Raw genomic sequence first — 24,357 nt, forward strand, 5'->3', positions numbered from 1 at the left:
ATTTGAGCTAACGATGGCGCTCTAAATCCAGTACTTACAGAACCTCTAACGTTTATGTTATCGGTAATTTTATATCTTGAAGCTAATTTTCCGTTTACAGTACTACCAAAATCACTATAATTTTCGAAACGTACAGCAGTACTAATTAAGAATTTTTTAGTAATATCAAATTCAGCATCCGCATAAACAGATAAGTTTGTTCTTCCTTTGTCAACCAAATTTTTTGGGCTATAACCAGGAAATCCTTGTGAGCCTCCAGGTCTTGGGTCTCCAGAAACAGGATCGATAGGTGCCGATTGTGTTGTAGGATCTGTGATTGGATTGCCAAAAGTGTCATAAGTAGCATAAGAACCTAACTCGCCAGCAAAAATCTTAAATGTCTCTGAACGAAATTCTGCTCCAAAAGCTAAATTCATACCACTTAAAACAGAATCATAATTTTTCGAAAAATCAAGATTTGTAGTGTTCTGACTTAAACTGTGTCCACCAGCATCGAATGCTCTTGGAGATGCACCTTCTAATGAAGCATTTAAAGTACCTTCAATTCGGTAATCAAAAATATTTTTACCATAAGTATTACTCAAATCTATTTTCCAGCCACCAGTAGTGTTAGTTCTAAAACCCGCCGCGATTGAATTATCTATAATATTTGAAGTAATTCTAGGTGTAAATCCACCAGGATATATAGATTCTACAACTCTTGCTCCATCATTTCTAGTAAATGCATAGGCATCAGTATCTCTGTAATTTCTGCCACCAAAAGCATAAAATTCTATTTTATCGGTAATTGGAATAGCAGCATTAGCCATAAAATTAGCACTAAATATTTCAGCTTCTCCAAATCCTTTTCTAAAATCGAATCCAGGACGCAAAGTTTTCTCTTTGTTTAAAAATTCGGTTGTAAAGTTAGCATAACCTCCTTTTGTACCTAATTTTGTACCATAATTTAATGATAATTTCGCAGAATTACCATCAAAATTTTTGTCTTTACCAAAAGTATTTCCGTTTCCGTTTTTGTCTAACCTAAAACCAGGAGTATTAGCAGTTCCTAATGGGAAATCACCTCTTGCATCAGTTTTGTACGCACCATAAGTTATAGCACCTGTAAGTTCATTTACATTGTCATTTAATACAATATTTATTACGCCCGAAATAGCATCAGAACCATATTGTGCTGCTGCACCATCTCTAAGAATTTCTATTCTTTTTATTGATGAAGCAGGAATTGCATTCAAATCGGTTCCTGTATTCCCTCTTCCACGTGTTCCAAAAAGGTTTATTAATGAAGATTGGTGTCTTCTTTTTCCGTTAATTAACACCAACGTTTGGTCTGGTCCCATTCCTCTTAATGAAGCTGGATCTACGTGATCGGCACCATCTGAACCGGATTGCTTATTAGCATTAAATGAAGGTGCAACATATTGTAGCAATTCATTAATTTCAATTTTACCACTTTGTGTTGTTACATCTTTAACATTAATTATATCAATTGGAACAGCAGAATTTACAACAGTTCTCTTAGCATTTCTAGAGCCTACAGTTTGAATAGTTACTTCTTCTAATCCAACACCTTCTTCTTCAAGTGTTATTTTTACATTTTCAGAGGCTTTTATTTCGGTAGTTTTAAATCCTAAAAAACTTATAATTAATTTAGATTCATCATTACGTACTGTAAGTAAAAATTTTCCGTCAAAATCACTTGAAGTTCCGTTATTAGTTCCTTTTTCGAGAATATTTACTCCTGACATTGGTTGTCCAGTTCGGTCATTAATTTGACCAGAAATAGTTTTCTGTGAATATCCTAAAAAGGATAATCCTAAGAAAAGTAAGGTAAATAAAAATTGTTTTTTCATAATTGTGGGTTTGTTATTAGGTTTGTGCTAATTTATGAATTTTTTGTATTAAAAAAACACCTAACACAATAATATTATCAGATAATCATTGTTAATAATTTAGAAGAAATTTGTTTCAAAACAAATGATAACAACTCTTTTGATAACTTTATTCATAAGCTATTTTATTTTTTCATTAGAAATCTTACATTAGCAAAAATTCCAAGATTTCTTTATGCAAGAACAAGATCAATATAATGAGGACAATATACGTTCACTCGACTGGAAAGAGCACATTCGTTTGCGTCCCGGAATGTACATTGGGAAACTAGGAGACGGTTCTTCGCCAGATGATGGTATATACATCCTTCTCAAGGAAGTTCTCGATAACTGTATCGATGAATTTGTGATGGGTGCAGGAAAAACTATCGAAGTCACGATGAAAGACAAAATGGTTACTGTTCGTGATTACGGACGTGGTATTCCGTTAGGTAAAGTTATCGATGTCGTTTCTAAAATGAATACTGGAGGAAAATACGACTCGAAAGCATTTAAAAAATCAGTAGGATTAAATGGAGTAGGAACCAAGGCTGTAAATGCACTTTCTCATTATTTTCGTGTAGAATCTGTTCGTGACAACCAGCAAAAAGCTGCAGAATTTTCTGCAGGGAATTTAACTTTAGAAGAAGATATTATTGAGAGTACAAAGCGTAAAGGAACAAAAGTTTCTTTCGTTGCCGATGAAGCTATTTTTAAAAATTATAAATACAGAAACGAGTATATTATCAAAATGCTCAAAAATTATTGTTACTTAAACACAGGACTAACCATAATTTACAACGGAGAAAAATATTTTTCAGATAATGGATTAAAAGATTTACTGGAAGAAACAATTGCAGATGAAGATAGAGTTTATCCAATTATTCATCTTCTAGGTGACGATATCGAAGTAGCCATAACGCATAGTAAAACACAATATTCGGAAGAATATTACTCGTTCGTAAACGGACAAAATACCACGCAAGGAGGAACACACTTAGGTGCTTTCCGTGAATCGATTGTAAAAACCATCAAAGAGTTTTATAACAAACCTTTCGAGGCTTCAGATATTCGTAAATCAATCGTTTCCGCCATTGTGGTTCGTGTGGAAGAACCTGTTTTTGAAAGTCAAACCAAAACCAAATTAGGATCTACCGATATGGGGCCTAATTTACCTTCTGTGAGAACTTTTGTAAATGATTTTATTAAAACCAAGTTAGATAACTTTTTACATAAAAATCCTGAAACAGCCGATTTGCTTTTGCGCAAAATTCTTCAAGCAGAAAGAGAGCGTAAAGAACTGTCAGGAATTAGAAAATTAGCCAAAGACAGAGCTAAAAAATCTAGTTTGCACAACAAAAAATTACGTGATTGCAGAGTTCATTTGACAGATGCTAAAAATCCTAGAAGTTTAGAAAGTACGCTTTTTATAACCGAGGGAGATTCGGCTTCTGGTTCGATTACTAAATCTCGTGATGTGAACACACAAGCAGTGTTTAGTTTGCGTGGGAAGCCTTTGAATTCCTACGGAATGTCAAAGAAAATTGTCTACGAAAATGAAGAATTCAATTTATTGCAAGCGGCATTAGATATTGAAGAAAGCATGGAAGATTTGCGATATAACAATATCGTAATTGCTACCGATGCCGATGTCGACGGAATGCACATTCGTTTGTTATTGATTACCTTTTTCTTGCAGTTTTTTCCAGAAATGATCAAGGAAGGTCATTTGTATATTCTTCAAACACCATTATTTCGTGTGCGTAACAAGAAAGAAACCATTTATTGTTATTCTGAACAGGAGAGAAGAGATGCCATCGAAAAATTAAAACCAAAACCAGAAATTACTCGATTTAAGGGATTAGGAGAGATTTCGCCAGATGAATTCAAGAATTTTATTGGCGAAACCATTCGTTTAGATCCAGTTATGTTAGACAAATCGACATCAATAGAAAAATTATTGGAGTTTTACATGGGGAAAAATACACCCGATAGACAAACATTTATCATCAATAATTTGAAGGTGGAATTGGATGTGGTTGCAGAAGTTTAGAATTTAATAAAATAACCGTTAACGGAAAATATTAGCCGTAAACTATGAAAGACGAAGAAGAAGATAACATAATTCCAAATTCAGAAGACGATAACCAATCGGAAGACAATTCTATTGATGAAAATCAAGAAGAAAACGACGCTGATGAAATTATTGAAGTAGATGCAAAACACTTTGAAGGTCAGCATTTTTACGAAAACGACGAGAATCCAGAAGATACCATTACCAAAGTTACAGGAATGTACAAAGATTGGTTTTTGGATTATGCTTCCTATGTGATTCTTGAACGTGCTGTTCCTGCAATTGAAGATGGTTTCAAACCAGTACAACGTCGTATCATGCACTCACTTAAAGAGTTAGATGATGGTCGTTACAATAAAGTTGCCAATGTTGTAGGTCACACGATGCAGTATCACCCTCACGGAGATGCCAGTATTGGAGATGCTATGGTGCAAATTGGTCAACGAGAATTACTTATAGATTGTCAAGGAAACTGGGGAAATATTCTAACAGGTGATAGCGCTGCGGCTTCTCGTTATATTGAAGCACGTTTGTCAAAATTTGCTTTAGAGGTTTTATATTCTCCTAAAATTACCGATTGGGGAATGTCCTACGATGGTCGTCGTGCAGAACCAAACAACCTACCAGTAAAATTCCCATTATTGTTGGCTTCAGGAGCTGAAGGTATCGCTGTTGGTTTATCCACGAAAGTGTTACCTCACAATTTTAATGAACTAATCGATGCTTCGATAAAAATTCTGAAAGGAAAACCATTTACCATATATCCAGATTTTCAAACAGCTGGTATTGCCGATGTATCTAATTATAATGATGGTTTGCGTGGCGGACGTGTTCGTGTTCGTGCTAAAATTTCACAATTAGACAAGCAAACTTTAGTCATTACACAAATTCCATTTTCAACCAATACTTCAACATTAATTGATAGTATTTTGAAAGCCAATGAAAAAGGAAAAATAAAAATCAAAAAAATAGAAGACAACACAGCAGCAGAAGTTGAAATATTAATTCATCTTTATCCTGGTGTTTCTCCTGATAAATCGATTGATGCTTTATATGCCTTTACAGGTTGCGAAACTTCGGTGGCACCATTAGGCTGTGTCATTGAAGATAACAAACCTTTGTTTATTGGTGTTTCTGCTATGTTGAAGATTTCGACTGATAGAACCGTTCAATTATTAAAAAGCGAACTCGAAATTCAGTTAAGCGAACTCGAAGAACAGTGGCATTTCCTTTCGTTAGAACGAATTTTTATCGAAAATAAAATTTATCGTGATATTGAAGATAAAACGACTCGTGAAGATGTAATCAAAGCGGTTGACGATGGTTTAAAACCTCATATCAAACATTTGAAACGTGCCGTTACTGAGGATGATATTTTACGATTGTTAGACATACGAATTATGCGTATTTCTAAATTTGATAGTAACAAAGCCCAAGACAAAATAGAAGCGTTAGAAGGAGATATAGAGCAGGTAAAACATCATTTAGACAACCTAATCGATTTTGCTATTGATTATTTCACTCGTCTAAAAGAGAAATACGGAAAAGGTCGTGAACGCCAAACTGAGTTAAGAAGTTTTGATACGATTGAAGCAACAAAAGTAGTCTTAAGAAATACTAAATTATACGTAAATAAAGAAGAAGGTTTCTTTGGAACTGGCTTAAAAAAAGACGAATATGTAGCCGATTGTTCAGATATAGACGATGTGATTGTTTTTCTTCGTGATGGGACATTAATGGTTTCTAAAGTTGATGATAAAAAGTTCGTTGGTAAAGACATTATTCATATTGCAGTTTTTGACAAAAGTGATAAACGCACGATTTATAATATGGTTTATCGTGACGGAAAAAATGGTTCGTCATTCATAAAACGTTTCAATGTTTCAGGAGTTACACGTGATAAAGCGTACGATTTAACTAATGGAACATCAGGTTCTCAAGTATTGTATTTCTCTCATAATCCAAATGGCGAAGCCGAAGTAGTGACTATTTTATTACGTCAAGTAGGTAGTATTAAGAAGCTAAAATGGGATATCGATTTTGCTGATATTGCTATAAAAGGTCGTGTAAGTAAAGGAAATACGGTATCTAAATACCCAATTAAAAAAATTGAACTAAAGGAAAAAGGAATTTCAACTTTGCGTCCTAGAAAAGTTTGGTTCGATGATACAGTACAACGTTTGAATGTAGATGGAAGAGGAGAGTTGCTTGGTGAATTCCGACCGAATGATCGATTGTTAATCATCAATCAATCTGGAAAATTAAAAACTATTATTCCAGAACTAACAACCCATTTCGATGAAGATATGGTTGTGCTCGAAAAATGGCACCCTAAAAAACCAGTTTCTGCGATTTATTATGATGGCGAGAAAGAGAAATATTTTATAAAACGTTTCTTAGTTGAAAACGAAAATAAAGAGGAAATTTTTATTACTGAACACGAAAAATCACAACTAGAAATAGTATCTACCGATTGGCGTCCTGTTGCCGAAATTATTTTTAATAAAGTAAAAGGAGTTCAGAAAGAAAATCAAACCATAGATTTAGAGCAATTTATTGGTATTAAAGGTATAAAAGCTATTGGTAATCAACTGACGTCTGATAAATTGAAGCAAGTTAATCTTTTAGAATCATTGCCTTATGAAGAGCCAGTTGAAGTTGTTCCAGAGGAATTAGAAGTTTCGGGCGAAATAGAAATATCAGATTACAATATCGAGCTTGATGATGACGGACAAATAACTTTGAGTTTGGATTAATACAATTTAAACTTTAAAAAAAACACTGGATTATTTATGGACAATATTGTCATTGTGACGAAGGAAGAATCTCATATTGTTGCTCAATTTTGTTGAGATTCTCCCTTCTTCAGAATGACAAACTACGTGTTTTTTATCCCAGTAAATTCAAGTTTAAAAATATTTATAGCATAAAAAACCAGCAATTGCTGGTTTTTTATGCTATAAATATTTTTACTAATTCGTTACATCAGTATCTTCTAATTCTTTATCTACAATAGTACTATTATGTAGTTTGACTGGGTTTCTGCTTTTCTTCATTCGTAAATTCAAGAATTCGACGAATAGTGAGAAGAAAATTGAGAAGTACAAATAACCTTTTGGAATAGTTCCTACTTCGGTATCATTACCAAAACGGAAATGTGCCAAATGTGAACCTTCTGCCAATAACATCACACCAATTAATATTAAGAAAGACAATCCTAAAATTTGAATTGTAGGATGTTGGTTTACAAATTTACTAACAGGACCAGCAAAAATCATCATAATAATTACCGAAATGATAATTGCTAAAATCATAATGGCAAGAGCACCATCGTAACCAAAACCACCTTCAGCTGGCGATTTCATACTAATTAATCCAATCGCTGTAAGAATACTATCAAAAGAGAAAACCAAATTTAACAATGCAATTTGTACAATGGCTGCTGTTAAGGTATTTCCAGCTTTTCCAGTTTCAGAATCTTCTTCACCTTCCATTTTGTGGTGAATTTCCGATACTGATTTGTATAATAAAAACAAACCACCACCAAAAATGATCAAACTTTGACCCGTAACATGTGCCGAGAAAACTCCTAAATCGATAGAAAATAACGTTTGTTGTAATCCTAAAACCCAAGTAATTCCGAAAAGTAAGATAATTCTAAAAGCCATAGCCAATAAAAGTCCTATTTTGCGAGCTTTTGGCTGGTCTTTTTCGTCTAGTTTCCCAGAAACAATAGACAAAAATACAATGTTGTCTATTCCAAGAATAATTTCAAGAAAAGTAAGTGTTAATAAGGCAATCCATGCATCTGGGTTAGATAATAATTCAATCATTTTATGGTAAATATTTAGAGTATAAAGTTATTATACGCAGTTAATCTATTTTTGTTACAGTTCCCTTTTCTTTTTTTGATTCTCCTACAAAAGAATATTCAAAAGTATAAGTATTTTTTTTAGTAGTTACAATTCTCATCGAAATAGATTTTTTCTCTTGCATATTCTTCGGATGTAGTTTTTGTAAAACACATTCGCAATCATTAACCCAACGAACAGATGCAGTATCTGTTTTGCCTTCAAAAGTTTCTATTTGTAGGTCTTCAGTACGCTCGAAAGTCGATGTTTTCTCGACACTATCTATTTTTTGTGTAAACGTAAATTTCCCAGTTCTAAAATCCTTGCAGTTTCGTTCCTGATTGTAACAAGAAGCTAATAATAAGAGCAAAGGAAGTATAAATAATTTTTTCATAATTTTTTAGGAGCTTTATCCTGCTTTCGGCTTTATCTTTTTGTTTCGCCGAAAAGGCTCTACAAAAAGGATATCACCTCTATCAGGGCTATTGTAATTTATCTAATTCATCATCTGTAAAATGCTTCAAACTTTTTTCTTTCGAAAATTTATCGGCATTATAGTTATTCGATTTGTTTTTAGCAATCGATAAGCTATTCCATTCACTTTGTTTAAGCATTTTAGCATAAAAAACAATCTGACCAATATGATACGGATAATGAGCCAATTGTCTATTGATAGCATCCATTGCTGTTTGACCTTCGTTCCTTATGTAAATAATTTGTGACAATTGTTCAGGTAGTAAAGATTGAATAGCATTAAAAAAACAATCCCAACCGTTGTTCCATATTTTTAACAACTCTTCTTTGGTATCATTTGAATTTTCAAATTCGCCATCACGATTACGCCATTGTTTTTCGCCATCGGTTGTCAAAAAATCTGTCCAACGAGAAAGCATATTTCCTGACATGTGTTTTACTATAACTGCAATAGAATTTGTGTCTTCATTTACCGAACTAAATAATTGCTCTGGTTCCAATTGATCCATTGCTTTTTCACCAATTGTTTTATAATAAAGCATTTGTTTTTTGACACTTTCCAGATAAATACTATTTGTTTCCATCGAATAAACTTTGCATTATGGTTTGTATTCCTTTAAACATTAAAAATATAGCACCAAAACAAGAAATAATTCCCAATCCCAAAATCGGAATATAAAACGGATGATCTTGATTCTTGAATGAACTAAAAATCACCGAAGGACCAATAAATATAAGCGGTAATGCAAATAATAAATATTTCACTCCTTTAAATAGTATTTCTTTGTTTGTTGACATTTTTTAAATTTTATAATTATCTACAGCTTTTCTCACACTTCCATACTTTTTCAATAACTCAGAAGCTTCTTCATAACTCACAACTATTTCGCTCATAATCATTTTTACGCCACGATCTACGAGTTTGTCGTTGCTCAATTGCATATCGACCATTTTGTTGCCTTTTACTTTCCCCAATTGAATCATGGTTGTTGTCGAAATCATATTCAAAACCAGTTTCTGAGCCGTTCCAGCTTTCATTCTCGAACTTCCAGTAACAAATTCTGGTCCTACAACCACTTCGATAGGAAATTGAGCCGTTTGCGACAACGGACTTCCTTCATTACATGTAATACAACCTGTTATAATGTTGTTTTCATTACATTTTTCTAATCCAGCAATCACATAAGGAGTCGTGCCAGAAGCAGCAATACCAACCACGACATCATTTTTGTTTATATCAAATTCACATAAATCAATCCAAGCTTGTGTCGTGTTGTCTTCGGCATTTTCGACTGCTCTGCGAATGGCTTTGTCGCCACCAGCAATAATTCCGTTTACTAAATCGAAAGGAACACCAAAAGTTGGCGGACATTCCGAAGCATCTACAATTCCTAATCGTCCAGAAGTTCCTGCACCAATATAAAATAATCGTCCGCCGAGATTCATTTTGGCAACAATTTCAGTAACTAATTTTTCTATTTGTGGTAACGCTTTTTCGACTGCTAAAGGAACGGTTTTATCTTCATTATTTATATTAACTAACAATTCATGAACCGACATTTTTTCTAAATGTTCGTGTTTTGAAGATTGTTCGGTGGTTTTTGTGAAAGTCATTTTTTTTAAAGTTTATATAAATTTAAACAAAATAAGCCAATCCAATTCCTAAAATAATCATTGAAATTTTAGCAATATTAAACTTGTGTCCTTCGCTACTTTCAAATATAATAGTCGATGAAATATGAAATAAAATTCCAATAACAACAGCTGTTATTTGTGTGTAATACTCGTTTAAAATTGGGAAATTTTCAGAAACTAAAGTTCCTAATGGTGTCATGATAGCAAAAGTTAGCATAAACAAAAATAAAGTTGTTTTATTTAGTTGCGCACCCAAGAAAAAAGTGGTTAAAATAATGGCAATAGGGAAGTGGTGAATCGCAATTCCTATGGCTAAATCATGGTGATGACCTACTGGAAATCCTTCTAATAAAGCATGCAAACACAAACTTATAAAAAGCGCCCAAGGCATTTGATTTAATTTATCGTGACCATGTACATGACCATGTTCTGCACCTTTCGAGAAAAATTCGAGTATGATTTGGAACAAAATCCCAACCATAATATATATCCCAATAGAATGACTCTTTGTTTCGTAAACTTCTGGTAATAAATGAATTACGGTTAATGACAACAAGAAAGAACCACTAAAAGCCAATAGTAATTTTAGATTGGTTTTGTTCTTTGGTCTGAAAAACAAAGCAATTCCAAAACCTAATAAAACCGATAGTAGAGGTAAAAGATATTCCATTTAGTATTTATTTGTTTAATCGTTGATTTGTTTAATCGATTAAACAAATAACCGATTAACCAAATCAACAAATAACCTTATTTAAAAATCATGATTAATCGTTCGCTTTCGGTTTTATGAAATTTCTTTAATTTATAATCACCAAAAATATCTAACAAATAAATACCTGCTTCTTCCATCATTTCTTCAAAATTCTGTAAGGTTAACGCTTGTACTTTTTCGGTAAAATGAAATTTTTCTCCTTGGTCTTCAAAATCAATTTCTTTGTGGATATAGCCATCTTTTAGATATCGTTTGATATGAAAATCGATGCCATCAACAGTTTTTACTTCCTCAGGAACAAGATTTTCGATTACATGATTAACATTCATAAAATCGATAACGGCAAAACCATATTCTGACAAGCTTTCTTTTATAGAAATTAAAGTTTTTAAATTATCTGCATTACTTTCAAAATATCCAAAACTGGTAAATAAATTAAAAATAGCATCAAATTTCTCTTCAAACGGCTCACGCATATCGTGAACTTTAAAATTCAGGTGAATATTGTTGTTTTTACTAGCTTCTGCAATGCTATTTGGCGATAAATCTACGCCTAAAACATTAAATCCCAATTGGTTTAAATAAATCGCATGTCGACCTTTGCCGCAAGCTAAATCTAATACAGTCGCACCTTCTGGAAGATTTAAATAATGTGTCAGATTATCCATAAAAACCTGAGCTTCACGATAGTTTCTGTCCTTGTAAAGTATGTGATAATAAGGTGAGTCAAACCAAGTAGCAAACCAGTTATTTGATTCAGGATTTGTGATTTTAGAATTAGGATTTTCGGATTCTGACATTGTTTGTTCTTTGAAATTCAAATATAACTGCAAATTTAATGTATTTTTGCAGAAAAATAACTATTACATCAACATTCACAATGCTTTTTGAATTGATTTTTGTAATTGACATTGATATTGAAAATGGAAAATTTTAAAATGATTGCCAAAACTTTTTTTGGCTTCGAAGAAATATTAGCAAAAGAGCTTACCCAACTAGGTGCTCAAGATGTAGAAATGGGGACCAGAATGGTTAGTTTTGCTGGAGATAAAGGATTTATGTATAAAGCCAATTTGTCCTTAAGAACAGCGCTAAAAATCCTGAAACCTATTTACTACTTTAGAGCAAAAAGTGACGAGAATTTATACAAAAACATACAAGGAATCGATTGGTCTAACTATTTGAATACGAATCAGACTTTTGTGATAGACACGACTGTTCATTCAGAATATTTCAAACATTCTCAATTTGTATCTCAGAAATGTAAAGATGCCATTGTTGACCAATTTAGAGCAAAAACTGGAGTTCGTCCAAGTGTAGATAAAGATTTTCCAGATTTGAGAATCAATATTCACATCGATAAAGACCAAGTTTCGGTTGCTTTAGATACTTCTGGCGCTTCATTGCACCAACGTGGTTACAAAACTGCGACCAATATTGCACCTATAAATGAGGTTTTAGCAGCTGGAATGTTGATGCTTTCTGGTTGGGAAGGACAAGGACATTTTATAGATCCTATGTGTGGTTCGGGAACTATTCTTGCCGAAGCCGCTATGATTGCTTGTAATATTCCTGCAAACATAAACCGTAAAGAATTTGCTTTCGAAAAATGGAACGATTGGGACAACGAATTGTTTGATAATATCATGAATTCATTAATGAAGAAAATTAAAGAATTTCATTATACGATTGTGGGTCACGATAAAGCGCCAAGTGCTGTTCAAAAAGCGATTGCCAATATAAAAAATGCTAATTTGGATGAATATGTAACCATTTCTGAGCAAAATTTCTTCAATACAGAAAAAAATACAGAAGGTAAATTACATATGGTTTTTAATCCACCTTATGGTGAACGATTAGATATTGAAATGGAACGTTTTTATAGAGAAATTGGAGATACTTTAAAACAAAGTTACCCGAATACAAACGCTTGGTTTATTACCGCAAATCTGGAAGCATTGAAGTTTGTAGGATTAAAACCTTCCCGAAAAATTAAACTTTTCAATGGAAGTTTAGAAGCTCGATTGGTAAAATACGAAATGTACGAAGGAAGCAAGAGAACGAAATTTGCTTCGCCTGTTCGCCCTGAAGGCTCGGGTCAGAATTTAGATAACAGTAATCAGATTTCAGAGAGTAACGATTTGTAATTAGATTTAAAATAATAATAGTATCATGAGATTTCTCCTTCGTCGAAATGACAAAATAAATACCATCTTGTCATTTCGACGAAGGAGAAATCTCATCAAAATTTAAAAGCATGAACAAAAAAACAAAATCATTCGTTTATAACTTTATAGGTTTTGCGGTAATCTTTTTTACAACAAGATATTTAGTAGCAATTTATACAAATCTAGAAGGTTATTGGGTTCCGATTACTGCTTTTGTAGTGGGAACACTTTTGGCTCCAAAATTTCAATCCATTCAAACGAATGAAGGTGAGAAATTATTTATGAAATGGTTATTTATAAAAGGATTTAAGGAGATAAAATAAGTTTTTTCTATGTTAATACAATTGCTTTTAGCAGTCGTTATTTTTATAATTCATCTATTAGCATTTTTATTTTTACAACAAACTCCTCATTAAAGTCCGTTTTTTCATTTTTTGAGAACTCTACAATACCATTTGCAATTTCGACCAATTTTGACATTTTTGAACCTGATTTAGGTGACCAAATTGTTCCAGATTTGTTTGAGGAAGCAAAATAGTAATTAGTACCATCCAATCCATTCATTTCTTTATTTGGGTATTTAACAGTTAAAATTGCCTTTTTAAATAACGTTTTTATTAATTCGGTATCTTTTGCTGAAATTTCTTTTTTTATTTTTTTGACTTTAACTTCTTTTTTATCACTTTGAATAGAATTCCACACACTTGGTTCAGCTACTTGAAAGTTAATAAAATATTTTCCGCTTGCAAAATCTTTATTAATATCTAATACTTTTTCGCCGCTAAAAGAAGGCATAATTAAATACCTTATTTCTGGATTATCTGAAAGTCCATCAAAAAGAATCTCTCTAACTTTTGGATAATATTCAACTTGGAAGTCATACATAAAAAAAACACCTTCAACTGGCTCTAAATGGTCTTGGGCTTTTAGGTTTCCAAAAGTTAAGAAAGTAAGGAAGATTATTAATAGATTTTTATGTTTATGCATAGCGTTAATTTATAATGACTGCTAACTTGTAAATTTGTATAATTTGTAATAAAAATTAAATTATCTCAATATATAGAAGAAATTATTTCTTTATTTTCTTTTTAGAATCTACTATTTTTTCCCCACTAGATTTATACAAAGGAATAAAATAGCTAATGGTGTAATTCCAACCTACACCAAATTTTCCGTCATACGTTCTATTAAAACCAGGAATATATAAATTATCAAAATTATCAGGCTTTTTGTTCGAAACCAGATAGTTTAAACGAGCACTAAATCCAGCATAGAGATTATTAAATAATTCTACTTTCATACCTGCAACAACTTCAACCCATTGTGCAGATAATCCGTTGTATTTTGTATCAATAGCAATTGGCTGTGCAACTGGAAAATAAGTATCGGTATTGTATATTTTATAACTGTTTAATTCTTGACTAAAAGAACTGACTCCGTAACGCAAACCAATGTGAATCATGTTTTCCATGTCTAACCAGTTTTCGTAATTATTAGAATCGAAACCTACTTTAAAATAAGTTCCTTTGGTTGTAAAATTTACAGTATTGTCATCGGTAGTTTTGTTTTCGTTTCCTATTTCTGCGGCGAGATACATTCTTTTTGTCAGACGATAATCGCCAACAAATTCTAATCCTTTATAATTTTTATCGTAAACTGTTCTGGCTAGTTTAGACAAATCGACACCAACGCGTAAACCATATCGCTGCGTTTTTGGCACTAGTGTATCTTTCTTTTTATCTTGTGCAAAAGAGCCAAATGATAAAAATAGAATGAGGATATTAAAAGAAAATTTTAACATGAACTTCATCTTCGTTAAGAATGTTATATTGTTGAATTACAATTTCTTTAATCCAATTATCAGTGTCGATAGTTTTTACAATTCCATTAGGATTATCAAGTAAACTAAAAACGGTTTTATAACCACAAGCTCGAGAAATAAAGACATCAGTTCTTGTATAATTGAGGGTTATTTTATCTTCATTTCGAAGCAAAAAATCTACATTTTGTGAATCATAGATAAAACTATATTTTGTAATATCAGCAGTAGTTTGCAGCGGAACTTCAATTGTACTCACACCATTATATAAAATCCCTGTTGTCATTCCGTCAGCAACAATTCCTAAATTAGTAACCGTTTTTTTTACCGTTGGATTTAGATTGTCATAAAACTCAACAACTATTCTAGGAGTCGTTGGCGTTCCGTCTTCGCAAATATCATCTTTCTCGCAACCCAAAAATAGGTTTGCAATGAAAATAGCAATAGCAATTATTTTAATTTTTTTCATAAATTTAAAATCAAAATGTCCGTCTGAGCGAAGTCGAAGACCTTTTAAAATCACTTCGCCCCTCGACTACGCTCGGGGTGACAGCTCAGTGGGACAAATAATTATTTTCTTTTTTCTAAAAGGACCACATTTTCCACATGATGCGTTTGCGGAAACATATCAACTGGTCTGATGCGAGTTACTTGATACATTTCGTCCATAAGTGCTAAGTCACGTGCTTGTGTAGCTGAGTTACAACTCACATAAACCACTTTTTCAGCACCGATAGATAAGATTTGTTTCACTACATCAGCATGCATACCATCACGAGGCGGATCGGTAATAATTACGTCAGGGTGACCATGTTGCGCAATAAAAGCATCATTGAAAACATTCTTCATATCACCTACAAAAAACTCACAATTGGTAATATTATTGCGTTTTGCATTTTCTTTAGCATCAAGAATCGCTTCAGGAACCGCTTCAACTCCAATTACTTTTCTAGCTTGTTTTGATACAAACTGTGCAATAGTTCCTGTTCCAGTATATAAATCGTAAACGAGTTCATTTCCTGTTAATCCAGCAAAATCTCTAGTTATTTTGTATAGTTCGTATGCTTGTTCAGAATTGGTTTGGTAAAAAGATTTTGCGTTAATACTAAAATGCAAACCTTCCATTTCTTCGAGAATATAATCACGACCTTTAAAAAGTTTTACATCTTGGTCATAAATTGTATCATTTGGTTTACCATTTATCACATATTGTAATGAAGTAATTTCAGGGAAAGTTTCAGCCAAATGATTCATAATCAATTCGCGTTGCACTTTGTTTTCTTCAAAAAACTGAATCAAAACCATGATTTCACCAGTCGAAGCCGTACGAATCATAAGAGTTCTGAGTAAACCTTCGTGATTCCTAGGATTGAAGAATTCTAAATTATTTTCTATTGCAAAACGACGAATTTCGTTACGAATTGCATTCGATGGATCTGCTTGTAAATGACATTTTGTAATGTCAAGAATCTTATCCCACATTTTTGGGATATGAAAACCTAGCGCATTTCGGTCATCAAATTCTTCATCACTTTTTATCTCAGCTTCGGTCATCCAACGAGCGTTAGAGAAACCAAATTCCATTTTATTTCTATAAAAAAACTGTTTTTCCGATCCTAAAATAGGTTCAAAATCAGGCATTTCGACCTTTCCAATTCTTTTTAAATTGTTATATACTTCATTTTGTTTGTAATATAACTGTTGTGAATATTTCATATTCTGCCATTTGCAACCACCACAAACACCAAAATGCTCGCAAACAGGTTCCGTTCTATGCTCAGAATATTCATGAAAATTGATGGCTTTTCCCTCATAATAAGCCTTACGCTTTTTGAAAGTTTGCACATCGACCACATCGCCAGGAACGACATTAGATATAAAAATTACTTTACCATCAGGAGCTTTCGCCACCGAAACGCCTTTTGCACCCGCATCAAGGACTTTTACCGTATCAAAAACGATTTTGTCTGTTATTTTTTTTCCCATGTTGCAAAAATAAGGATTGTTAGGTTCATTTGATAAATTATTTTAAATTTATACCAAAATCTATATAAATAATGACAACCCATCTCGCACTCCTTCGTGGTATCAACGTTTCTGGTCACAATATGATAAAAATGGACGCACTAAAAAGCGCCTTAGAAAATAGTGGTTTCCATAATGTGCAAACCTATATACAATCAGGAAATGTCTTTGTAGATTCTGAAGAAGAAAACGGTCCTAGTGTTGGTTTTACAATCAAACAGGAGATTTTTAAAGTTTTTGGACATGACGTTCCTATTGTTGTTATTGGTAAAAAGGATTTAGAAGATTGTTTTAAAAATAACAGCTATTTGAAAGAAAAAGAAGCAGATATAAAGAAATTATACGTAGCTTTTATTTCGAAAGAATTAAATGCTTCGGCATTAAACGATTTAAAAATTAGTCAGTTCAAACCTGATGAAGCTAGTATTGATTCCAGTAGAATTTATATTAAATACGATATTGGAGCAGGAAAAACCAGATTGGATCAGAAATATATAGAGAAAAAACTAAATGTAACCGCAACAATTAGAAATTGGAATACGGTAACTAAGTTGTTAGAAATGTTTGAAGAAAGATAGACTATAAATTAAAGAATATTCATTATTTTTGTCGAAAATAGGGATGATTTCTCTCCGAAAGTAGGAATTGAGATTACTAAAATCAATACAATTATTATCATGTCAGTATTACAAAAAATCAGTTCACAAGAAATTATTGCTTTAGAGGACAAACACGGAGCACACAATTACCACCCACTTCCTGTAGTTTTGGCTCGTGGAGAAGGTGTATATGTTTGGGATGTAGAAGGAAAAAAATATTACGATTTCTTGTCGGCTTATTCGGCAGTAAACCAAGGACATTGTCACCCAAAAATTATTGGAGCAATGATAGAACAAGCACAAACATTAACATTGACTTCTCGTGCTTTTTATAACGACAAATTAGGCGTTTATGAAGAGTATATAACAAAATATTTTGGTTTTGATAAAGTATTACCTATGAATACTGGTGCCGAAGCAGTTGAAACTGCTTTGAAATTATGTAGAAAATGGGCTTACGAGAAAAAAGGAATTGCTGAAAATGAAGCGCAAATTATTGTTTGCGACGGAAATTTTCACGGAAGAACAACTACAATTATTTCTTTTTCTAATGACGAAAATGCACGTAAAAACTTTGGACCTTATACCGCTGGTTTTATTAGCATCGCTTACGATGATTTAACTGCTTTAGAAAATGTATTAAAATCATCAAAAAATATTGCAGGATTTCTAGTAGAACCTATTCAAGGCGAAGCAGGTGTTTATGTTCCAAGCGAAGATTATTTGGCAAAAGCCAAAGCACTTTGTGAAGCGCATAATGTCTTATTTATAGCTGACGAAGTGCAAACAGGTATTGCTAGAACGGGATCAATATTAGCTGTTTGTGGTAATTGTACTTGCGAAAATGCATGCGAAAAACAAGCATCTTATGTAGCTCCTGATATTTTAATTTTAGGAAAAGCTATTTCAGGTGGTGCTTACCCAGTTTCGGCAGTTTTGGCAAACGATCACATTATGAATGTAATTAAGCCTGGACAACACGGTTCTACATTTGGTGGTAATCCGGTAGCTGGCGCAGTTGCAATGGCTGCTTTAGATGTAGTTTCTGACGAAAATTTATCTCAGAATGCACGTCGATTAGGAAAAATTTTCCGTTCGGAATTAGCGAAATTTATTGAAACTTCTACTGTAGCGACCTTAGTTCGTGGAAAAGGTTTGTTAAATGCAGTTGTTATTAATGATACCGAAGAAAGTGATACCGCTTGGAATATTTGTATGGCTTTGCGTGATAACGGATTGTTAGCTAAACCAACACACGGAAATATTATTCGTTTTGCACCACCATTAGTAATGAATGAAGAACAATTGTTAGATTGTGTTTCAATAATTATTAAAACATTGAAACAATTTGAGAAGTAATTTTCAATTTATTTATAAATAGAAAATCCGAGTTGTCTAATAGACGACTCGGATTTTTTTATTTGCTTATTCTTAGTTTTTCTTTAATATTACTTCACAGCAATCATCGAAATTTCGATGTTTACATTCTTTGGTAAACAAGCAACTTGAACAGTTTCTCTAGCTGGGGCAGTTTCTTCGCTGAAATAGTTGGAGTAAACAGCATTTATTCTAGCAAAATCTCCCATATTCATAATAAAAATTGTGGTTTTTATTACGTTATTAAAAGTCATATCGGCAGCTTCTAGAACTGCTTTTAAGTTTTGCATAACTTGTTCGGTTTCTAACTCTATATTTTCTAAAACTAAGTCTCCAGTGACTGGATTTATAGCTACTTGCCCCGAAGTATATAATGTGTTTCCGCTTAAAACTGCTTGACTGTAAGGTCCAATAGGAGCAGGAGCTTTATCTGTAAAAATTATTTTTTTCATTGTTTTAAATCTAAAATTAAAGTCTTCTATCTGGAGTATTTCGTTTGTCCCATTTAATATCGCTTAATACAGAAGAGCTAATTCCTATAAAGAAATACCAAGTAGCTCTATCTCCGTATGGCATCCAATTAAAATCCATTCGCCAACTTAATAAATCTCGCTCAAAACGTAATTGTGTATAGGTAACTCCATTTTGCACAAAATCATACCCTGAAGAAACTCCAGCTTTCCATTTTGGAGTGATATCGATATTTCCTGAAAACATTAATGAGCTGCTAGAAATTTTTTTCTCCCGATTGTCGTTTGTATAAGTCAGTGAATAAGCTAATTTTAAATCCCAAGGAATTTGAGCATTAAAAAAACCTGAAAATTTATCTTCTTTATCATCTTTCCCAAACTGACTTTCTTGTCTGTTACTAAAATCAGTAGTTTTTCCGAACAAATCATCTTCTCGACCTCCATTTCTTAAGCCTTTATTATCGAAAGAATCATCTTCCTTTTTGTCTTTGTCTCCATTGCTATTTAACGAATAATTAAGTGTCATATTTGCACTAGTCATTCTGAAAAGGCTTCCGCCATTGTCTATGTTGAACATATTTAATGGTTTTCCATTTGCGTCAATAGCATAAGGATTTAAAGTAGCAGCAAAATTGACATTCATTTTTTCTTTAAATAGATTTGTTCCGCCACTAACTCGAACGGGTTGCCATGCTTGAGTTCCTTCGAGAGCCGATAGATTATAACCAGTAGATAATTGAAGATTATTAAGTAACATAATTTTCTTTGGCTCTACTTTAGTTGAATCTCGGTCTCTTACTTTAGCTTCGAAAGTATTGTTTAAAGAAAAATTTAAGTTATTTGAAAAATTCTTGTTTGGTGCGCCGAAAATTCCTTTTTCAAAACGAGAATAATCTTCCATTTTTCCGCTTCCATCTATAGCATATGTATCGTAATATTTTTCGAAACTTGGATTGTAGCTATAACTAATATTTGGAGTCATAACATGCCTGATGGCTTGAATTTTTTTGTCTTTACTTACTTTGAAAGTTCCATAAATCGTTGTTCCTAATCCTGCTGAAAAATTATACGTTCTAAAAGCATCAAAACCACCTTTTTGAGTTTCGTCTACAGTATTAGTTAAAGCATTGTATTTTTTTTCTATAGTTTTTAAATACCAAGTTTCTATGTAGTTTACAGATGAAGATATGTTTAAATATTTTAATATTTTAAAATTTGTAGTCAACGGAATAGTATGTTGCATTCCGTTTTTTGCATCGCGAAACATTTGAGGTTTAAAGAATAAGGAATCAACAGTTTGTATTTCGTTTCTACCAGATAAGTTATAAGCAAGATTGATGTTTTTTATAAAACCTTTTTTAGATTCATCTTTTTTAGCAAACGGATAAATTCTGTCAACATTTGCCGTTAGTGTTGGTAACGTCATATTTATTTGTCCAGTATTTGTATTTTGGCTATGATTTGCCGATAATGATATATTTGCTTGCGGAATGGTATTGAATGTTTTGGAATACGAAATAGATGAACTAAGTGTATTGTTTAATGATGCAGAAGTGTTTATTTGGTTAAACGAATTTTTGAAATATTTTTGACTTCCTAAATTTACTGAAGCCGAAAATCTCGAATTAGGAGTTGCCTTCGCATCTGGAGCGTGACTCCATTGCAAATTATAAAGATTTGTTTTAGCATAGCCAGGTAAACCACGCTCTCCTGATATTTGATTTTCGAACCTGAAATTAAAATTCCCTCTATACTTATAAATTTTGGCATAACTGGTTTCTGCCCTTATAGCATAACTTCCATTAGTGTAATAATCGCCTAAAAGGGCTAAATCATAATGTTTACTTAACGCAAAATAATAACCCCCATTTTGTAAAAAGTAACCTTGCGCATTGGAATCTCCAAATGTTGGAATAATTATTCCAGACACATTAGTTTCCTTTGATAATGGGAAATAAGCAAACGGAATTCCAAGAGGAGTAGGAACACCAGCAATAACCATGTTTGTAAATCCGGTTACTACTTTTTTCCCTGGAACTAACTTAATTTTTCGTGCTAAAAAGTAATATTCTGGATCTTCCAGATTTTTTGATGTGGTAAAACGAGCATTTTTTATAAAATAAACAGAATCATTTTCGCGCTTTGTTATCTCTCCTTTTACTTTAAATTCTCCTTGGTCAGTTCGAGAATTCCAAATTAGAGCTTTTTTAGTTTTAAAATTAAAACGAATAGAATCTGGCTCAACCACATTTTCTCCTTGTTTAAAATAAGGATATTGTGAATAAGCGTTAGCAGAATCTTTTATTCTTCCGGCATAAACTTCATCTTTTTCGTAATCAATAACTATAGTTCCAGCCTTAAGTTCTATATCTTTATAATATACTTCAGCTTTATCGTAAAGCGTAATTTGTTTCTTTTTTTGATTTATTTTAGCATATTTAGCTGCTTTATACTTAATTTGACCTTCAAGCAATTGCTTTTTTTTAGGGATACTATCTTTTTTTATAGTATCAGTAGTTTTAGCAATATTTTTTATACCAATATTTAAGCTATCTTGCTGTTTTTTAGAGGGTATGGCTAAGCTTTTTTTAGGTAACTCTTGAGAATAGGAAGTGGTATATCCAAAAGTTAATAAAAAAGCTAAAAAAACGATATGAAATAAGTTTGTACGCAACGCTATAAATACTATTTTTGTAAAAATATGGCTTAATTTTTGAAGTGACAAACTTACATCTATTTTTAAAAAAAATTAAGCATTTAATAAAATTATAACCTTTTAGGTCTTTTATAAAAAATACAAGTATGAAAATTGCATTAAAATTCAAACATTCAGTTTTAGTATTATCATTATTTTTTGTTGCAACGCTATCTGCACAAACTAATTCAAAATTTAAAGTTGTACTTGACGCAGGTCATGGAGCACATGATATTGGAGCTACTTACCATGGTTTTGTTGAAAAAAATATAAATTTAGCGATTGTTTTAAAATTGGGTAAAATACTAGAAGCTGATCCTAGTGTTCAAGTTATATATACAAGAAACGATGATACTTTTGTAGATTTAGTAGAAAGAGCGAATATTGCGAATAGAGCTGATGCTAATTTTTTTGTATCAATACATTGTAATGCAAACAAAAATACCGAACCTTACGGTTCAGAAACATTTGTAATGGGACTTTCTAAAAGTGCTTCAAGTCTTGCCATTGCAAAGAAAGAGAATGCGGTAATTACTTTAGAAGATAATTATAAAAGTAAGTATGCTGGGTACGATCCTAATTCGCCAGAATCTCTAATAAGTGCAACACTTGCACAGGAAGAATATCTAGATCAAAGCATAGAACTAGCGAGTAGAATTCAAGACGGTTTAGAAAATAAACTAAACAGAAAATCACGTGGTGTTGCTCAAGCACCATTTATGGTATTACATAAGGCTTTTATGCCAAGAGTGCTTATCGAAACAGGATTTATATCCAATAAAGATGAAGGGGCTTATCTTAATTCTGAAGAAGGACAACAAAATATGGCTAAAACAATTGCCGATGCAATTTTTAGAATGAAAGTAGAGCATTTTGGTGGTACAATGCCAGTAATTGATATTAAAAAATATGAAAAACCAATAGTAAAAGATTCTACACCCAAAATAAAAGAGCAAACTCAAGTAAAAGACACTTCAAAAGAAATTAAAAAGACAATTGAGTTGAAACCAGATGCTAAAACGGTTGATCCAAATAAAGTAATTTTTAAAGTTCAACTTAAAGCAAGTAAAACTAAAATTGAATCGAAGCCAGAAAGTTTTAACGGTTTAGATAAAATTTCATTTGTTTTAGAAAAAGAGTATTACAAGTACATGTTTGGAGAAACTAATGATTATGAAGTTTCTAAAAAGCAACTTGCTGAGGCTAGAACAAAAGGATTTGACTCCGCATTTATTGTAACGTTCAAAAACGGAATAAAAATTAGCTTAAACGAAGCATTAAAGAAGTAATACTAATAAGAATTTATTAATTTTGTTAAAAATATTATACCTTGAAAATCACTAGAGAAATTAAAACCGCCATATTAGTCATCGCCTCAATTTTGTTATTCATTTGGGGATACAGTTTCCTAAAAGGGCAAAATTTATTTAACAGCCATAAAAAATTATTTGTTGAATACGAGAATGTAGAAGGTTTAGCCACATCGGCACCAGTAACAGTAAGCGGAAAAGTTATAGGAAAAGTAAATTCGATAGTACTAAACACAAACGGAAAACTACTAGTTGAACTTCAAATAGATGACGACCAGTTTCCAATTTCCAAAACAAGTATGGCTCAAATATATGAGCCAGGAGTCATTGCAGGCAAACAAATTGCAATTATTCCTAATTATAAAGATACTAATTTGACTGTTGATGGTGATAAACTATTGTCAGGAATAAAATTAGGGTTAACAGATGCTTTGGGGCAAAAATTAGAACCACTTCAAGTGCGTTTAGACAAAGTTTTAGCAAATGCCGATGCTTTAATATCAAATATAAACACAGTTTTAGATGCACAAACACAAGCAAATCTAAAAACCGCTATTGCTGAACTAAATAAAACCATGTCAAATTTTAGTAAAGTATCTAAAAATGTTGATGATATATTAGTAGAAAATAAAGTTAAGCTAGGAAGTGCTGTAGCTAATTTAGACAAAACCACACAGAATTTTGCTAAAATTTCTTCCGATTTAGATAAAGCAAATCTAGGAGCAACAGTAAAAAATCTAGAAGCTACTTTAGATAATGTTAATAAAATCATGACAAATTTAGAGTCAGGAAAAGGAACAATGGGTAAATTGCTAAAAGATGATGCGATGTATAATAATTTATCTAAAGCATCAAAAGAGTTGGAATTATTATTACAAGATGTAAGATTACATCCAACACGATATGTGAATGTTTCTCTTTTTGGCAAAAAAGAAAAACCGTATATAGAACAACCAATACAAAAATAACAAAACACAAATATTTATTTATGAGCTATTTAGATAATATATTATTCTTCATTATTCTTTCTATAGGAATTGGATATTTTGCTATCAATGTCAAAAAAATTCTCCGAAATATAAGATTAGGACAAGATGTAGATCGTTCTGACAATCCCTCAGAAAGATGGAAAAACATGGCAATGATTGCACTCGGACAATCTAAAATGGTCAAACGACCAGTAGCAGGAATCCTTCATATCATAATATATGTAGGTTTTGTGGTTATCAATCTAGAAGTTCTAGAAATCATGATTGATGGGTTGTTTGGAACTCACC

22 protein-coding genes and 1 pseudogene are annotated in these 24,357 nt (G+C 32.3%); 9 read left to right on the forward strand and 14 right to left on the reverse strand.

What is annotated here, in order from left to right; all coding sequences use genetic code 11:
* A partial coding sequence (locus ACHZC3_RS09710; protein WP_394759666.1) for a TonB-dependent receptor domain-containing protein occupies positions 1 to 1,853 on the reverse strand: 1,853 nt, incomplete at its 3' end.
* A gap of 214 nt (positions 1,854 to 2,067) precedes the next feature.
* Between ACHZC3_RS09710 and ACHZC3_RS09715 the strand changes: the two genes are divergently transcribed.
* Together ACHZC3_RS09715 and ACHZC3_RS09720 are read left to right on the forward strand one after the other, a co-directional pair.
* The gene (locus tag ACHZC3_RS09715; RefSeq protein ID WP_394759667.1) at positions 2,068 to 3,924 is read left to right on the forward strand and encodes a DNA topoisomerase IV subunit B; all 1,857 of its coding nucleotides are present in this window, start codon (positions 2,068 to 2,070) and stop codon (positions 3,922 to 3,924) included.
* Positions 3,925 to 3,968: 44 nt separating this feature from the next.
* Entirely contained in the window at positions 3,969 to 6,701 is a 2,733-nt protein-coding gene (locus ACHZC3_RS09720) for a DNA gyrase/topoisomerase IV subunit A (RefSeq protein WP_394759668.1), read from the forward strand.
* A gap of 216 nt (positions 6,702 to 6,917) precedes the next feature.
* Here ACHZC3_RS09720 and ACHZC3_RS09725 read toward each other — a convergent pair whose 3' ends face one another.
* The 7 genes from ACHZC3_RS09725 to ACHZC3_RS09755 all read right to left on the reverse strand — a co-directional run bounded on the left by ACHZC3_RS09725 (position 6,918) and on the right by ACHZC3_RS09755 (position 11,417).
* Positions 6,918 to 7,778: a TerC family protein gene (locus tag ACHZC3_RS09725; RefSeq protein WP_394759669.1), complete on the reverse strand. Its 861-nt coding sequence runs from the start codon at positions 7,776 to 7,778 to the stop codon at positions 6,918 to 6,920.
* Positions 7,779 to 7,818: 40 nt separating this feature from the next.
* Positions 7,819 to 8,190, reverse strand: a complete 372-nt coding sequence (locus tag ACHZC3_RS09730; RefSeq protein WP_394759670.1) for a DNA topoisomerase IV — start codon at positions 8,188 to 8,190, stop codon at positions 7,819 to 7,821.
* Positions 8,191 to 8,278: 88 nt separating this feature from the next.
* A complete protein-coding gene (locus ACHZC3_RS09735; RefSeq protein WP_394759671.1) occupies positions 8,279 to 8,854 on the reverse strand; it encodes a DUF1572 family protein in 576 nt (191 codons plus the stop codon).
* Positions 8,841 to 9,068 (reverse strand): DUF6095 family protein, encoded by a 228-nt coding sequence (locus ACHZC3_RS09740; protein ID WP_394759672.1) that lies wholly within the window; start codon positions 9,066 to 9,068, stop codon positions 8,841 to 8,843. The genes ACHZC3_RS09735 and ACHZC3_RS09740 overlap by 14 nt, the downstream gene beginning before the upstream one ends.
* A gap of 3 nt (positions 9,069 to 9,071) precedes the next feature.
* Entirely contained in the window at positions 9,072 to 9,884 is an 813-nt protein-coding gene (murQ, locus tag ACHZC3_RS09745; protein WP_394759673.1) for an N-acetylmuramic acid 6-phosphate etherase, read from the reverse strand.
* Between the two features lie 22 nt (positions 9,885 to 9,906).
* Positions 9,907 to 10,575 (reverse strand): ZIP family metal transporter, encoded by a 669-nt coding sequence (locus tag ACHZC3_RS09750; RefSeq protein ID WP_394759674.1) that lies wholly within the window; start codon positions 10,573 to 10,575, stop codon positions 9,907 to 9,909.
* 77 nt (positions 10,576 to 10,652) lie between these two features.
* Positions 10,653 to 11,417 carry a class I SAM-dependent DNA methyltransferase gene (locus tag ACHZC3_RS09755; protein ID WP_394759675.1) on the reverse strand — a complete coding sequence of 255 codons (765 nt, stop codon included), beginning with the start codon at positions 11,415 to 11,417 and terminating at the stop codon, positions 10,653 to 10,655.
* Between the two features lie 123 nt (positions 11,418 to 11,540).
* Between ACHZC3_RS09755 and ACHZC3_RS09760 the strand changes: the two genes are divergently transcribed.
* Both ACHZC3_RS09760 and ACHZC3_RS09765 read left to right on the forward strand, forming a co-directional pair.
* Positions 11,541 to 12,764: a class I SAM-dependent RNA methyltransferase gene (locus ACHZC3_RS09760; protein ID WP_394759676.1), complete on the forward strand. Its 1,224-nt coding sequence runs from the start codon at positions 11,541 to 11,543 to the stop codon at positions 12,762 to 12,764.
* 110 nt (positions 12,765 to 12,874) lie between these two features.
* Complete coding sequence (locus ACHZC3_RS09765; RefSeq protein WP_394759677.1) at positions 12,875 to 13,108, forward strand: hypothetical protein; 234 nt, start codon at positions 12,875 to 12,877, stop codon at positions 13,106 to 13,108.
* Positions 13,109 to 13,151: 43 nt separating this feature from the next.
* On the opposite strand, the gene ACHZC3_RS09770 is transcribed toward ACHZC3_RS09765, so the two are convergent.
* The 4 genes from ACHZC3_RS09770 to rlmD form a co-directional block, all read right to left on the reverse strand.
* The gene (locus ACHZC3_RS09770) at positions 13,152 to 13,772 is read right to left on the reverse strand and encodes a hypothetical protein (protein ID WP_394759678.1); all 621 of its coding nucleotides are present in this window, start codon (positions 13,770 to 13,772) and stop codon (positions 13,152 to 13,154) included.
* A gap of 82 nt (positions 13,773 to 13,854) precedes the next feature.
* Entirely contained in the window at positions 13,855 to 14,595 is a 741-nt protein-coding gene (locus tag ACHZC3_RS09775; protein WP_394759679.1) for a DUF6048 family protein, read from the reverse strand.
* On the reverse strand, positions 14,567 to 15,073 hold the full coding sequence (locus ACHZC3_RS09780) for a DUF6452 family protein (RefSeq protein WP_394759680.1): 507 nt from the start codon (positions 15,071 to 15,073) through the stop codon (positions 14,567 to 14,569). Before ACHZC3_RS09780 ends, ACHZC3_RS09775 begins: the two co-directional genes overlap by 29 nt.
* Before the next feature lie 101 nt (positions 15,074 to 15,174).
* Positions 15,175 to 16,590, reverse strand: coding sequence for a 23S rRNA (uracil(1939)-C(5))-methyltransferase RlmD (gene rlmD, locus ACHZC3_RS09785; RefSeq protein ID WP_394759681.1), 1,416 nt, complete (start codon positions 16,588 to 16,590; stop codon positions 15,175 to 15,177).
* A 71-nt stretch (positions 16,591 to 16,661) separates the two neighbouring features.
* Here rlmD and ACHZC3_RS09790 point away from each other — a divergent pair, with 71 nt between their 5' ends.
* Both ACHZC3_RS09790 and rocD read left to right on the forward strand, forming a co-directional pair.
* Positions 16,662 to 17,207, forward strand: coding sequence for a DUF1697 domain-containing protein (locus tag ACHZC3_RS09790; protein WP_394759682.1), 546 nt, complete (start codon positions 16,662 to 16,664; stop codon positions 17,205 to 17,207).
* A gap of 99 nt (positions 17,208 to 17,306) precedes the next feature.
* On the forward strand, positions 17,307 to 18,587 hold the full coding sequence (gene rocD, locus ACHZC3_RS09795) for an ornithine--oxo-acid transaminase (RefSeq protein ID WP_394759683.1): 1,281 nt from the start codon (positions 17,307 to 17,309) through the stop codon (positions 18,585 to 18,587).
* Between the two features lie 89 nt (positions 18,588 to 18,676).
* On the opposite strand, the gene ACHZC3_RS09800 is transcribed toward rocD, so the two are convergent.
* Together ACHZC3_RS09800 and ACHZC3_RS09805 are read right to left on the reverse strand one after the other, a co-directional pair.
* Entirely contained in the window at positions 18,677 to 19,057 is a 381-nt protein-coding gene (locus tag ACHZC3_RS09800) for a RidA family protein (protein ID WP_394759684.1), read from the reverse strand.
* Between the two features lie 16 nt (positions 19,058 to 19,073).
* Positions 19,074 to 21,800: a putative LPS assembly protein LptD gene (locus ACHZC3_RS09805; protein ID WP_394759685.1), complete on the reverse strand. Its 2,727-nt coding sequence runs from the start codon at positions 21,798 to 21,800 to the stop codon at positions 19,074 to 19,076.
* 77 nt (positions 21,801 to 21,877) lie between these two features.
* Between ACHZC3_RS09805 and ACHZC3_RS09810 the strand changes: the two genes are divergently transcribed.
* The 3 genes and pseudogenes from ACHZC3_RS09810 to ACHZC3_RS09820 all read left to right on the forward strand — a co-directional run.
* On the forward strand, positions 21,878 to 23,059 hold the full coding sequence (locus tag ACHZC3_RS09810; RefSeq protein ID WP_394759686.1) for an N-acetylmuramoyl-L-alanine amidase: 1,182 nt from the start codon (positions 21,878 to 21,880) through the stop codon (positions 23,057 to 23,059).
* A 41-nt stretch (positions 23,060 to 23,100) separates the two neighbouring features.
* Positions 23,101 to 24,048: an MlaD family protein gene (locus ACHZC3_RS09815; protein ID WP_394759687.1), complete on the forward strand. Its 948-nt coding sequence runs from the start codon at positions 23,101 to 23,103 to the stop codon at positions 24,046 to 24,048.
* A gap of 20 nt (positions 24,049 to 24,068) precedes the next feature.
* Positions 24,069 to 24,357: pseudogene (locus ACHZC3_RS09820) on the forward strand (Fe-S oxidoreductase); the annotation flags it as partial.

Origin of the sequence: Flavobacterium sp., from assembly GCF_043720215.1 — a bacterium.
Classification (GTDB): Bacteria; Bacteroidota; Bacteroidia; order Flavobacteriales; family Flavobacteriaceae; genus Flavobacterium.